The sequence below is a fragment of the Serratia sp. 506_PEND genome, assembly GCF_001076875.1.
GTDB classification, from domain to species: Bacteria; Pseudomonadota; Gammaproteobacteria; order Enterobacterales; family Enterobacteriaceae; genus Serratia; species Serratia marcescens.
In genome coordinates this window covers 1-11320 of the sequence record NZ_JVEL01000483.1, presented here as the reverse complement: position 1 = coordinate 11320, position 11320 = coordinate 1, and the positions used below count along the sequence as shown (strand labels likewise).

At 63.5% G+C, this 11320-nt stretch carries 12 protein-coding genes and 2 pseudogenes; 7 read left to right on the top strand and 7 right to left on the bottom strand.

Going from position 1 to position 11320, the window contains the following annotated elements; all coding sequences use genetic code 11:
• Positions 1-238 precede the first annotated feature (238 nt).
• On the bottom strand, positions 239-1693 hold the full coding sequence (locus tag ADK28_RS19525; RefSeq protein WP_033640947.1) for an MFS transporter: 1455 nt from the start codon (positions 1691-1693) through the stop codon (positions 239-241).
• A gap of 103 nt (positions 1694-1796) precedes the next feature.
• Between ADK28_RS19525 and ADK28_RS19520 the strand changes: the two genes are divergently transcribed.
• From ADK28_RS19520 to ADK28_RS32495, 4 genes are all read left to right on the top strand, one after another.
• The gene (locus ADK28_RS19520) at positions 1797-2450 is read left to right on the top strand and encodes a helix-turn-helix transcriptional regulator (RefSeq protein ID WP_028127924.1); all 654 of its coding nucleotides are present in this window, start codon (positions 1797-1799) and stop codon (positions 2448-2450) included.
• A 175-nt stretch (positions 2451-2625) separates the two neighbouring features.
• On the top strand, positions 2626-3120 hold the full coding sequence (locus tag ADK28_RS19515) for a DUF2878 domain-containing protein (protein WP_015377128.1): 495 nt from the start codon (positions 2626-2628) through the stop codon (positions 3118-3120).
• 108 nt (positions 3121-3228) lie between these two features.
• Positions 3229-4152, top strand: a complete 924-nt coding sequence (gene yedA / locus ADK28_RS19510; RefSeq protein WP_033640949.1) for a drug/metabolite exporter YedA — start codon at positions 3229-3231, stop codon at positions 4150-4152.
• A 103-nt stretch (positions 4153-4255) separates the two neighbouring features.
• Positions 4256-4432, top strand: a complete 177-nt coding sequence (locus ADK28_RS32495; protein ID WP_016928550.1) for a hypothetical protein — start codon at positions 4256-4258, stop codon at positions 4430-4432.
• On the opposite strand, the gene ADK28_RS19505 is transcribed toward ADK28_RS32495, so the two are convergent.
• The gene (locus ADK28_RS19505) at positions 4420-5331 is read right to left on the bottom strand and encodes a LysR family transcriptional regulator (protein ID WP_044031661.1); all 912 of its coding nucleotides are present in this window, start codon (positions 5329-5331) and stop codon (positions 4420-4422) included. The genes ADK28_RS32495 and ADK28_RS19505 overlap by 13 nt on opposite strands.
• Positions 5332-5429: 98 nt before the next feature.
• Between ADK28_RS19505 and ADK28_RS19500 the strand changes: the two genes are divergently transcribed.
• The 3 genes from ADK28_RS19500 to ADK28_RS19490 all read left to right on the top strand — a co-directional run bounded on the left by ADK28_RS19500 (position 5430) and on the right by ADK28_RS19490 (position 7001).
• A complete protein-coding gene (locus tag ADK28_RS19500; protein WP_004939355.1) occupies positions 5430-5795 on the top strand; it encodes a DUF6516 family protein in 366 nt (121 codons plus the stop codon).
• On the top strand, positions 5795-6175 hold the full coding sequence (locus ADK28_RS19495) for a transcriptional regulator (protein ID WP_082172320.1): 381 nt from the start codon (positions 5795-5797) through the stop codon (positions 6173-6175). Before ADK28_RS19500 ends, ADK28_RS19495 begins: the two co-directional genes overlap by 1 nt.
• A 106-nt stretch (positions 6176-6281) precedes the next feature.
• Positions 6282-7001, top strand: coding sequence for an SDR family oxidoreductase (locus ADK28_RS19490; protein WP_033640951.1), 720 nt, complete (start codon positions 6282-6284; stop codon positions 6999-7001).
• A gap of 6 nt (positions 7002-7007) precedes the next feature.
• Here ADK28_RS19490 and ADK28_RS19485 read toward each other — a convergent pair whose 3' ends face one another.
• From ADK28_RS19485 to ADK28_RS19465, 5 genes and pseudogenes are all read right to left on the bottom strand, one after another.
• Positions 7008-7769, bottom strand: a complete 762-nt coding sequence (locus ADK28_RS19485) for a phosphate/phosphite/phosphonate ABC transporter substrate-binding protein (protein ID WP_080286928.1) — start codon at positions 7767-7769, stop codon at positions 7008-7010.
• Between the two features lie 28 nt (positions 7770-7797).
• Positions 7798-8571: an ABC transporter permease gene (locus ADK28_RS19480; RefSeq protein ID WP_016928555.1), complete on the bottom strand. Its 774-nt coding sequence runs from the start codon at positions 8569-8571 to the stop codon at positions 7798-7800.
• A pseudogene (locus tag ADK28_RS19475) lies at positions 8568-9489 on the bottom strand (ABC transporter ATP-binding protein). Before ADK28_RS19475 ends, ADK28_RS19480 begins: the two are co-directional and overlap by 4 nt.
• Positions 9486-10646: an ABC transporter permease gene (locus ADK28_RS19470; protein ID WP_033640954.1), complete on the bottom strand. Its 1161-nt coding sequence runs from the start codon at positions 10644-10646 to the stop codon at positions 9486-9488. Before ADK28_RS19470 ends, ADK28_RS19475 begins: the two are co-directional and overlap by 4 nt.
• 61 nt (positions 10647-10707) lie before the next feature.
• A pseudogene (locus ADK28_RS19465) lies at positions 10708-11106 on the bottom strand (glycine betaine ABC transporter substrate-binding protein); the annotation flags it as partial.
• Between the last annotated feature and the right edge of the window lie 214 nt (positions 11107-11320).

Below are 11320 nucleotides of genomic sequence, written 5' to 3'. Positions count from 1 at the left end.
TATGGTGGGGTTCCCGAGCGGCCAAAGGGAGCAGGCCCGCTGCTGGCGCAAATCCGCCAGCCGCTGCGCCAACCTCAGGTCGGCAGTCTCCAAACCGTTATCCATCGTTCATACTCCGCTTAAAAATCCCATATAAGAGAAATAATCTCAAATTAGAGATATAGCAAGCGGATTTTAAAATGTCGCGCAGGAATAACGCCTGGATCACCGCGAACATCACCAGGTGAGGAGAAGAGTTCTAGCTCTCGCGCGAGGGCGGGGTTTGTACAAAATTTCCCGTTTCGGCCCCCGGCGGCGCGATCGCCGCGCAGCGCCAGGCGCTGAATACCGCCAGCAGCGGCGCCAGCGCGAACGCCAGGAACAGCCAACGCGCCGCCGATGCCGCGCCCGTCGCGCCGCCCGGATCGTTCAGCCCCGCCAGATTGACGATCATCCCGGCCAGCGCCGCGCCGAATGCGGTGGCGAACAGCTGCACCGTGGTAATTGAAGCGCCGGCGATATCTTTGTCCGCTTCAGGCGCCACCTGCAAAATGCGCGTCAGCAGGTGCGGCCAACCGAAGCCGATGCCGAATCCCACCAGCAATAGCGCAATGACGATCGGCGCCAGCGCCTGCCAGTGGCCGCCGGACGGCGTCGGCATCAGGATCGCCAGTGCCAGCAGGCCTACCAGCACAAACAGCGGCCCGCTGACGATCGCCCGGCGAATGCCCGCCCCACGCCAGCCGGAGCTGAGGATCTCGGACAGCGTCCAGCCGGCGGCCATGGCGGCGGCGATATAGCCGGAGATCAGCGGCGACTGACCGTGCAGCAGCTGCAGGAAATAGGGCACGAAGATTTCGCTGGTCATGCCGATCACCAGCAACGCGGTCGTGATGTACAACGCCGCCAGCGATGAGCCGCGCCGCAATGCGCCATGCGGCAACAGGCGGGCGCGCGCGTGCGCTTCACGCTTCATCAGCCAGGCCATCAGCACCAGCGAAAGCGCGATGCCCGCCAGGTTGATCCAGGCGCTGTGCGCCAGGCTGCCGGCGGACACCACCAGCACCGCCACGGTCAGCAACAGCAGTTGCGCAGTCGGCAACGGCGCGGCCGCCTGCTGCGCCTTGCCCTTGGGCAGGATCAGGAAGGTAAACGCAGCGTACAGCGCCATGATCGGCAGCAGAATGCCGAAGGCCCAACGCCAGGCGTGCAGCTCGGCGAAAATGCCGCCCACCGCCGGCCCCACCAGGGTGGCGATGCCCCACATCGCCGAGATAAGCGCCATGGCGCGCGGCCACAATCGCTGCTCGAACACCAGGTTGATCATCGCGTAGGAGAGCGCAAAGATCAGCCCGCCGCCGAAGCCCTGCACCGTGCGGCCGATCAGCATCACCGGCATGCTCGGCGCCAGCGCGCACAGCGCCGCCCCGGCGATAAAGAACAGCGAAGCCACCAGATAGGCGCTGCGTGCGCCATAGCCGCTGAGCAACCGGGCCGACAGCGCGGAGCCGAGGATCGACGCCACCACGAACAGCGTGGTGTTCCAGGCATAGAGATCCAGCCCGCCGATATCCTGCACCACCGAGGGCAGAATGGTGGTGGCGACCAGAATATTGATGGCATGCAGCGCCACGCCGAGCGAAAGCGCGATCGCACTGGCCGCATTTTTGCCGGAGAAAAGGTCACTCCAGCGGCTATCGTCATGGGTTATCACGGTTGTCGTCCTGTTTTCAGAGGAATGGCATTGAGTTGGTCATAAGATTGCGTTAAATTTAACAAGAGTTATCTTGGAATAAGTTAGGGCGAGGCGGAGAAATATGTCAAGAATAAACTTGGAAAATAGCGGCGGCACCGCACAATCGGTCAGTGACCGCTTGCTGACGTTATTGAAAACCCGCGGCCCGCAGCTAGCTTCTGACGCAGGAAAGGTGCTCGGCACCACCGGTGAGGCGGCCCGCCAGCAGTTCGTCAAGCTGGCGAAAGAGGGGTTGGTCGAAGCGGTGGCGGAAACGCGCGGCGTGGGCCGCCCGGTGCAGCTGTGGCATTTGACCTCGGCCGGCAACGCGCGCTTTCCCGATACCCATGCGGATCTGACGGTGCAGCTGCTGCGCACCGTGCGCGACAAGCTGGGCGAACAGGCGATCGACGTGCTGATCGAGAGCCGCGAGCAGGAAAACCGCATCAACTACAAGCAGGCGATGATCGGCGCCACCGAACTGCGCGAACGCGTGGCGCGCCTGACCGAGATCCGCTGCCGCGAAGGGTATATGGCCGAATGGCGCCAGGAGGAGGACGGTTCCTATCTGCTGGTGGAAAACCACTGCCCGATCTGCGCCGCCGCCACCGTCTGCCAGGGCTTCTGCCGGGCGGAATTAAGCATCTTCACCGAAGTGCTGCAGGCGCAGGTGGAGCGCGCCGAACACATTTTGGCCGGCTCGCGCCGCTGCGCCTACCGGATTTCCCGCCTGTAACACCGGTTTTTGCCCACGTTTTCAACCGGTACAGATTATTCTGCTTGTGCACCCCGCACCTTCCCTTCTAAGGTTGAACTAACGAACATTCAGGCAAACAGCGGGCCTCGCGCCCGCTCTGGCAAATCCGTCGGCGCTTAGCGCAGCGGCAGAGTAACCCCACGGGAGTTGAACGATGAAGAAGCCGCATGCCGGATTCTGGCTGGCGACGCTGGGACTGGGCGTTTGCTGGCTGCTGGCGCTGCTGACTCGCGATCGGCTCAACGGCATACTGCTGGCCGGCGCGGCGCTGGCGCTGATCTTTACCCCTGCCGCCCGCCGCAAAGGCGCGGCCCTGGCCGCCCTGGGCGGTATCGGCATGGATGGGCTGTGGAGCTACAGCGGCGTGCTGCACTACAGCGGGCAACACGGCCTGCCGCTCTGGACCATCGCGCTGTGGATCGGCTTCGGCTGCTGGTGGTATTGGTTGCTGGACGTCGTCAGAGCGGCCCCCTGGCCGCTGGCGGTGTTGGGCGCCGCCGTCGGCCCCTTCGCCTACGCCGTGTCCTGGAAGCTGGACGCCTTGTTGCCCGGCGTGCCGCCCGAGTTCATGCTGCTGCTGCTGGCCGTCGGCTGGTCGATTTACCTACCTGCCGTCAGCTGGCTGCAGTGGAAACAGCAAGGCCATTGAACGGCTTTCAGCCGCCGGAAAAATAATGCCGAAGGCCATTGCTTATCGGTTGCCCGATCGGGTTTACTGAGCGTTCTAATAATAATCATTCCCGCAAAATACAATCCTATGCTTAGCCAACAAAGCCGTAGCGTCCTGCCGTTGATCGGGGCGTTGTTCACGTTATATATCGTTTGGGGTTCCACCTATTTCGTCATTCGCCTCGGCGTCGCGCAGTGGCCGCCGCTGATGATGGCCGGCATTCGTTTTCTGATCGCCGGTATCGTGCTGTTCAGTTTCCTGGCCTGGCGCGGCCACGCGCTGCCGACGCTGAAGCAGTGGCTGGCCGCCGGCGCCATCGGCATTCTGCTGCTGGCGGTGGGCAACGGCCTGGTGACGGTGGCGGAACACCAACAGGTGCCGTCCGGCATCGCCGCGGTGATGGTGGCGACGGTGCCGCTGTTCACCCTCTGCTTCAGCCTGCTGTGGGGCATGCGCAACACCAAACTGGAATGGGCCGGCATCGCGCTCGGATTGGTGGGCATCGTGCTGCTCAACACCGGCAACAACCTGGTGGGCAACCCGACCGGCGCGCTGCTGATTTTGCTGGCGTCGGCCAGCTGGGCCTTTGGGTCGGTCTTGGGATCGCGCATCTCGCTGCCGGCCGGGCCGATGGCCGGCGCGGCGGAGATGCTGGTCGCCGGCGTGGCGTTATTGGCAGCCAGCCAGCTGAGCGGCGAGCGCCTCACTCAGATGCCGAGCACCGGCGGCTTTCTGGCGCTGGGCTATCTGATCGTCTTTGGTTCGATGCTGGCGATCAGCGCCTATATGTTCTTGTTGAAGAACGTGCGCCCGGCGGTCGCCACCAGCTACGCCTACGTCAACCCGGTGGTGGCGGTGCTGCTCGGCATCGGTTTTGCCGGCGAATCGCTGGCGCCGCGCGAGTGGCTGGCGCTGGTGATCATCGTGGCGGCGGTGGTGCTGGTGACGCTGGGAAAATACCTGTTCGCCCGTCCGGCCAACGTGCAGGCCATCGACTGCGAACGGCGATGATCACAAAGGGCGGTCTGCGGGCCGCCGTTAAAAACGATTCTTGTTTCACCCGGCGAAGGGGCTATAATTCCCGCTGTTCCAAGCAACCTGCGAAATTATTCCTATGCTGAAAAAAGCGTTCGTCATCGTCATCGCCCTGTGCGCCTTCGGTTCTCTGGGCGGCGTATTCCTCGCCGGGCTGAACATCTACACCCGTTCCACCACCCCGCACGAAGAAAGCGCGCCTGCCGGGGATGCCGCCGCTACGCCGGCGCAAACCGAAACCCTTCAGGCCAAGTGATCGTCCATCCAGCGCTGGCAGCGCTGCTGTAAAAAGCGCTGCAGCTGCCTGACGCGCTCCGACACCTGCGAACGATGCGGGCAGACCAGATTGATCGGCACCGCGTCGCTGCGCCATTCCGGCAACAGCTGCACCAACCGCCCGGCGCGAATATCCGCCGCCACGTCGATCGCCGACTTGCGCACCACGCCGTGCCCGGCCAGCGCCCAGCGCCGCGCTACCTCCCCGTCATCGGTAAAATAGCTGCCGTTCAGCGGCAGCTCGACCAGCTCCTCACCGCGCCACAGCCGCCATTCCACCTGCCGTTTGCCGCTGGGTTGATACACCAGAATGCTGTGCCGAACCAGATCGGCCGGCGTTTGCGGCGCGCCGTGCCGCCGCAGGTAATCCGGGCTGGCGCAGATCAACCGCCGATGCTGCGGCAAGATCGGCAGCGCCACCAGCGAAGAGTCGGCCAGCGGCCCGAAGCGCAACGCCACGTCCACCGGTTCGCGGAACAGGTCGGCCTGCCGATCGTTGATCAGAAGCTGCAGCTGAATATGCGGATGCTGCAAGCGGAACTCATCCAGCCAGCCGAGCAGCAAATTGCGGCCAAAATCCGACGGCGCGGAAATCTGCAGCACCCCGGATAGCCCCTGATGCTTCTCGCGGATCGCCTGCTCTCCTTCGGCTAACGCGCCCAGCGCCAGGCGCGCGCTGTCGAGATAGCGAGCCCCCTCCTCCGTTAACCTCAGGCTGCGGGTGGAACGCACCAACAGCCGCGCGCCCAACTGCTGCTCCAGCCTTTTCACCGCGATGCTGGCCGCCGCCGGCGTGATATCCAGCGCGCGCGCCGCGGCGGAAAAACTGCCGCCGTCCACCGTGCGGACAAACACCTCGAGATCGACAAATGAGGTCATGTATTTCCCTTCTTAGAGAGCCGGATTCACGGCGTATCGGATTGACGATAAAACGCCCAATGGTTATGATTAGATCATAATAAATGGAACTTTGATCAATGGATGAACACAACGGACTGGACTACATCCTTAGCCTGCATGGCACGCGGGTCAATCGTGAGGATGGCTATTGGTGGAAAATCGAGGCTTGGACGGTGACCCAAACGGCCTTTATCCCTCACGGCATCCGTTACAATTTAACCTTGCATGATAACCACAATACCCGGGTTTTTGGCATAGATAACGCGCATGCCATTAAAACACCCCGCAAAGGTAAATTTTCAGGCCGCGTCGTTTACGATCACCAACATGACTCCCCGACGGACAAAGGCTCACCCTACGAGTTTCATTCCGCCTATCAGTTGGTGGAAGATTTTTTTACCCGGATAGACGAAGTCATACGCAAGAGAGAAAACCGAGGTTGATGATGAAAGCACTGATTGGCGTGATGCCTGAAGAACTGATTCGCAAACGCACACTGGCGATCGCAAAAGGGGAATACCAGCCACAGGAACGTGAGCCCAAAGTGTGGTTTACGTCGATGATTGCGCTGGCCCAGGTGCTCAGCAACGAGAATATTGCCCTGCTGCGTCTGATCGACACTGCCTGCCCCGAGACCATCAGCCAGTTGGCCGAACTGTCGGGGCGCCAGGTCAGCAATCTGTCCACCACGCTGAAAACGCTGAGCGGGCACGGCCTGGTGGCACTGGAAAAACAGGGGCGTTCAGTGAAACCCCGAGCGCTGTTTACCGATTTCGAAATCATCGTGGATCAGAAGCTAAACGCCCGCTTTAGCGCGGCATGATCTTTAATATTTATTAATAAGTGTTTATCAGTAAGGCCGATTGTTAGGTGATTTTCAATCAGGAAAGATAGATCCCGTTGAAACTTACCTAAAAAGAGGCCTTAACATGACGATTCCTGACTCCCCCCTGAAACAAAAAAAGCTGGTGATCTTGGGCGGCACCAGCGGCATTGGCGCCGCGGTGGCCTACGCGGCGGCGGCGCGCGGCGCTGAAGTGGTGCTGGCTTCGCGCCGCCTTCCCCATGCCGGGGAGAAAAACGACGCGCTGCATCTGATGCAGGTCGATCTGACCGATGAAGCGTCGCTGCATGCGCTGTTTGCCGCCGTCGGCGCTTTCGACCATCTGGTGATCACCGCCGGGCCGTTGGTGGACGCGAAGCCGCTGGCGGAGACTGCTTTTGAGCAGGCGCAGGCCGACTTCAACGTCAAATTCTGGGGCAGCTTGCGCGCGGTGCAGGCCGCGCTGCCGACGCTGGGGCCGCAGGGCTCGATCACCCTGACCTCCGGCCAGCTGTCGCGTAAATACCTCAACGGTCAGTTGGTCAAAACCGCCATCAACGCCGCGCTGGAAGCGGTCGGCAAACAGCTGGCGAAGGAGCTGGCGCCGCGGCGGGTGAACGTGGTCAGCCCCGGCATCACCGCCACCGAAGCCTACGACGGCATGAGCGCCGCGCAGCGTCAGGCGCTGTTCGAGCGCGTAAGCGTCAGCCTGCCGGTCGGCAGGGTCGGCCAAGCGGCCGACGTCGCGGCGGGTTATCTGCTGGCGATGGAGAACGGCTTCGTCACCGGCAGCGTGATCGACATCGACGGCGGCGGCCTGCTGTAACGGCGGCTAGAGCGCCGTCACGCCCTGCGCGGCGGCCTGCTGTTCCAGCACGGTGATAATCTGGTAGGCCGAACGCGGCACCAGGCTGAAATCGCCGATCAGCAGGCGGTCGCTGACCGCCTCATCCAGCATCGCTCGGGCGCCGGCGCGCAGGATTTCCACCTGTTCCGGCGGCGTGCCGGCTGCGGTGATCAACGGCAGGCCCGGCACCGCCGCCGTGCGGCCGATGATTTTCAGCCCCTCCAGCGCCTGTGGCTGCGCGCGGCGCAGCAGTTCCATGCTGATCGAATCGATGGCGGCGATATCCGCCTGCCCGCTGCGGATCAGCTTCAGTGACTGATAATGCGCGCCGGAGGCGATAGCCGCCCCGAAGAATTTCCCGTCCTGCGCCAGCGGCGCGATCAGCGCGCGCAGGCCGTTGTAGCCGGACTGGGAATCGGTGCTGTTATACGCCGCCGTTCGGCCGCGAAAATCCGCCAGCCGCTCGCCGGGATCGTCCGCGCGCACCACCAGCCAGCTGCGGTAATTCGGCCCGTCGCACCCTTCCACCCGGTAGTGGTAGGTGCCGATTAGCTGCACCTGCGGCAAGGTGCTGACCAACGGATAACCGCAGGTTTGGCTGAGCAGCAGATCGTCGCGCCGCCAGTGCTGCGCCAGATCGTCCGGCCAGCTGAGCCGTTCCGGCGCCGCCGGCAACCCCAGCCGCAGCAGCTTGTCGCGCAACACCTGCCAGAAGGATTCGGCCTGCTCCCGGCCAACGCCGTACATCGGTAGAGACACCTGCATCATTTCCCCCTTACCCCGCCGAAGTGGCCGCCAGCGTCTGCTGACGCCAGGCGGTGAGATAACGCACCCAACGTTCGAACAGCATATCGGTGATAATAGCCAACAGCGCCACCACCGCCGCGCCCTGGATCACATAGGCGGTGTTAAACCCGCTCAGGCCGATGATGATCGGCGAGCCGAGCGTCTTGGTGCCTACGGTGGAAGCGATGGCCGCCGTGCCGATGTTGATGATCACCGAGGTGCGGATCCCGGCGACGATCACCGGCGCCGCCAGCGGCAGTTCAACCCGCCACAGAATTTGCCAGGCGCTCATCCCCACGCCGCGGGCGATCTCACGCGTGGCGGGCGGCACCGATTCGATGCCCGCCAGCGTGCCCTGCAGGATCGGCAGCAGGCCGTACAGCACCAGCGCGATGATCGCCGGCTGTTCGCTGAAGCCCATCACCGGCACCGCCACCGCCAACACCGCCACCGGCGGGAAGGTCTGCCCCACCGCCACCACCGTTTCCACCAGCGAACGAAATTCCCGGCCGCTGCGTCGGGTCACAGCCACGCCCGCCGCCACGCCGATCGCCACCGCGATCAGGCTGGAGATCGCCACCAGCGACAGGTGCGCCCCCACCAGCGCGATAAAGCTGTCCTGCTGATAAATAGGCCGCTCCAGATCGGGGAACCAGGCGGCGAACAAGCCGCGCAGATGATCCATGCCGAACACCAGCGCCAACAGCAGCGCCAGCGTCCAGGGCAACGGATCGCGCAGCAGGCGCCCGATGCGCCCGCTCATGACAGCGCCTGCCCGGCGATCAGATCGTTGAAATGCAACACCCCCAACGCTTCGCCCCGTTCATCCACCACCGGCAGGCAGTCGCTGCCGCGCGCCACAAACACCGACAGCGCCTCGCGCAGACTCATGGCGGCGGCGATCGGCTCNGGGCCGCACCCGCTCCGCCACCGTACCCAGCGACAGCAGCTTGATGCCGCGATCGCTGCGCCCGAAGAAATCGCGCACGAAGTCGTTGGCCGGTGCAGTCAACAGCGTCAGCGGCGTGCCCTGTTGCACCACCCGCCCCTGATCGAGCAACACCAGGCGATCCGCCAGGCCCAACGCCTCGTCGATATCGTGCGTCACCAGCACAATGGTGCGGCCGGAGAGCTGATGGATGCGCGCGATCTCCGCCTGCAGCGCCGCTCGGGTGACCGGATCCAGCGCGCCGAACGGTTCGTCCATCAGCAACACCTCGGGATCGGCAGCCAGCGCGCGCGCCACCCCCACCCGCTGCTGCTGCCCGCCGGACAGCTGGTGCGGATAGCGGCGGCGAAACAGATCCGGCTCCAGATGCAGCAGCTCCAACAGTTCGGTCACCCGATCGCGAATGCGCGCGCGCGGCCATTTCAGCAGCTGCGGCACGGTGGCGATGTTCTCCTCCACCGTCCAGTGCGGGAACAGACCGATCGATTGGATCGCATAGCCCATGCGCCGCCGCAGATCCTGCGGTTTGAACGACTGGATCTCTTCGCCGGCAAAGAGGATCTTGCCCCGATCGTGTTCGATCAGGCGATTGATCATTTTTAACGTCGTGGACTTGCCGGAACCCGAGGTGCCGATCAACACGGTGAATTCACCCTCGGCGATGTGCAGCGTGAGATCGTCGACCGCCGGCTTGCCCTGAAAAATTTTACTGACTTGCTCAAAGTGAATCATCGGCGCGATACGTCCAGGATTGAAACCCAAAATTTAAACAGCGAATCGACGATGACCGCCATCATGACCACCGGGATCACCCCCAGCAGAACCAGATCCAGCGCGCTGCTGAGCAGCCCCTGAAAAACGATGGCGCCAAAACCGCCGGCGCCGATCAGCGCCGCCACCACCGCCATGCCGACGGTCTGCACCGCCAGAATGCGCACGCCGGTCAGGAATAGCGGCAGCGCCAACGGCAGCTGCACGCGCAGGAAGATCTGCCCGCGCGTCAACCCCATGCCGGTGGCGGACTCAATCACGCCGGCCGGCACACTTTGCAGCCCCGCCACCACGCTGCGCACCAGCGGCAACAGCGCGTACAGCACCAGCGCCACGATCGCCGGCGCCATGCCGATACCGCTGACGCCGTGCTCCGCCAGCCAGGGCACCGCCGTCGCCAGCCCCGCCAGCGGCGCGATCAGCAGGCCGAACAGCGCGATGGACGGCACAGTCTGGATAATGTTCAGCGCGGAGAAAATCGGCCGCTGCCAGCGTTCGGAACGAAAGCACAGCACCCCGAGCGGCACGCCGATCGCCAGCGCCGGGGCCATCGTCGCCAGCAGAATGGTCAGATGCTGCAACAACGCGGCGTCAAACACCTCCTGCCGATTATGGTACTCCTTCAGCAGCGACAGCTGATCGAGCTGATGGCCGAACAGCAGCAGCGCCGGCGGCACCAGCACCAGCGCGTTGCCCAGCATCCGCCGCAGATGCGACGCGGTGAGGCGCGTCATGGCGTCGGCGGCGATCAGCAGGCTCAGCGCCATCGTCAGCCAGCAGCCGCTGCCCCAGGAGGTGCGCGCCAGGCGCGATCCCTCCTGCGCCAGACGCCCGGCGGCCTGCCCGCTGATCCAGAACGCCAGCGTCAGCACCCCGCAGGCGGCCAGCGCCGTCAGCAGCGCCCGTCCCCGCGTCGGCGGCAACAGGCTGAGGATCGCCAACGCCGCCAGCGGCAACAGCAGCCACAGCGCCGGGCCGTGCAGCAGGGAGAATAAGGACAGGCTTTTACCCGACAGCAGACGATTGGGGGCATAACTGAGGAACGGCAGGCCGAAGGCGGCCAGCAGCAACAGCATGAACAGCGTCAACAAGACGCGATGTTTTACGGCGATAGTCAAAGAAACGCTCCGGCTCCCTCGGTTTACCCCCTCTCCCGACGGCAAAGGGGGCACCTCGGCATTATCCCTTAACAAACCCTTTCTCTTTCAGGTAAGCGGCCGCCACCTGTTTGGCGTCCTGGCCTTCCACGGCGATCTGCGCGTTGAGTTTTTGCAGCGTCGGCCCGTCCAGCGAGGCGAATACCGGCTTCAGCAGCTCAGGCAGATTGGCATGCGCCTTCAGCGCCGCTTCGCGCACGATCGGCGCCGGCGCGTAGATCGGCTGTACGCCTTTCGGGTCCGCCAGCGTCTGCAGCCCCAGCGCCGCCACCGGGCCATCGGTGCCGTAGGCCATCGCCGCATTGACGCCGGAGGTCTGCTCCGCCGCCGCCTTGATGGTCACCGCCGTGTCGCCGCCGGCCAGGGACAGCAGCTGATCCTGATTCAGTTTGAAGCCGTAGGCGTTTTGGAACGCCGGCAGCTGTAGCGCGGCGAAATTTTCTGCACTGTTTAGCAGAGAATTTCGCACTCTAAGAACGTCAAAAAAATCACGATTTTGCACTATGCGAAATCAATCGCAAATGTTACTAACGATCAACTCACTGGCTCGCTGTCGATTATCACCGAGACAGTAAGTAACCCCCGTAGTGGTTATCGGCAGCCCCTCAAACGCTTTACGCATCTCCGGGATGTCG

Excerpts from the sequence above, each read along its gene's own strand:
- ADK28_RS19520 (WP_028127924.1), top strand. The coding sequence starts at position 1,797 with ATGTCAAGAATAAACTTGGAAAATAGCGGCGGCACCGCACAATCGGTC.
- ADK28_RS19500 (WP_004939355.1), top strand. The coding sequence starts at position 5,430 with ATGGATGAACACAACGGACTGGACTACATCCTTAGCCTGCATGGCACG.
- ADK28_RS19495 (WP_082172320.1), top strand. The coding sequence starts at position 5,795 with ATGATGAAAGCACTGATTGGCGTGATGCCTGAAGAACTGATTCGCAAA.
- ADK28_RS32495 (WP_016928550.1), top strand. The coding sequence starts at position 4,256 with ATGCTGAAAAAAGCGTTCGTCATCGTCATCGCCCTGTGCGCCTTCGGT.
- ADK28_RS19515 (WP_015377128.1), top strand. The coding sequence starts at position 2,626 with ATGAAGAAGCCGCATGCCGGATTCTGGCTGGCGACGCTGGGACTGGGC.
- ADK28_RS19490 (WP_033640951.1), top strand. The coding sequence starts at position 6,282 with ATGACGATTCCTGACTCCCCCCTGAAACAAAAAAAGCTGGTGATCTTG.
- ADK28_RS19505 (WP_044031661.1), bottom strand. The coding sequence starts at position 5,331 with ATGACCTCATTTGTCGATCTCGAGGTGTTTGTCCGCACGGTGGACGGC.
- yedA (WP_033640949.1), top strand. The coding sequence starts at position 3,229 with ATGCTTAGCCAACAAAGCCGTAGCGTCCTGCCGTTGATCGGGGCGTTG.
- ADK28_RS19485 (WP_080286928.1), bottom strand. The coding sequence starts at position 7,769 with ATGTACGGCGTTGGCCGGGAGCAGGCCGAATCCTTCTGGCAGGTGTTG.
- ADK28_RS19480 (WP_016928555.1), bottom strand. The coding sequence starts at position 8,571 with ATGAGCGGGCGCATCGGGCGCCTGCTGCGCGATCCGTTGCCCTGGACG.